The organism is Bradyrhizobium sp. Leo78 (genome assembly GCF_059512425.1).
On the sequence record NZ_JCAMOT010000218.1, the window covers coordinates 1 to 451 of the forward strand.

The window sequence follows — 451 nt, forward strand, 5'->3', positions numbered from 1 at the left end:
CTCGCCGTGCCAGCGGAAGGTTTCAAGCGCCTCGGCGACGAATTCGCTCGCTTCCGACTCGGTTAGGCCGCCATTCTGCTCGTGACGCTCGATCAGCTCGACGGCGCGCGGCGTATAGATGCGCCGCTTGGCCAAAATGGCCTCGGCTTCACCACGCAGACCTTCGTCCTCGATCAGTTCCAGGCGCAGCAGCGAGGTGAAGACGCGGAACGGATTGATGTTGAGCGCCGCTTCGTCGATCGGCCGGAAGCAGGTGGAGTGAACCGGCACGCCGGCAACCGAAAGATCGTAATAACCGACCGCCTCCATGCCCATGACCGCAAACATCCGGCGGATGGTGAAAAGCTCTTCCGCCGTACCGAGGCGGATGGCACCGTGGCGCTCGATATCGATGCGCTCCAGTTCGCCGGCGCCGGCGAGGCGTTCGCGCAGAGCGGGATCCTTTTGGAGG

At 63.9% G+C, this 451-nt stretch carries 1 protein-coding gene; it reads right to left on the minus strand.

Annotated features, from left to right (window positions below; all coding sequences use genetic code 11):
- A partial coding sequence (locus tag AC5ZG1_RS44365) for a 2-oxoadipate dioxygenase/decarboxylase family protein (protein WP_496136564.1) occupies positions 1–451 on the minus strand: 451 nt, incomplete at both ends.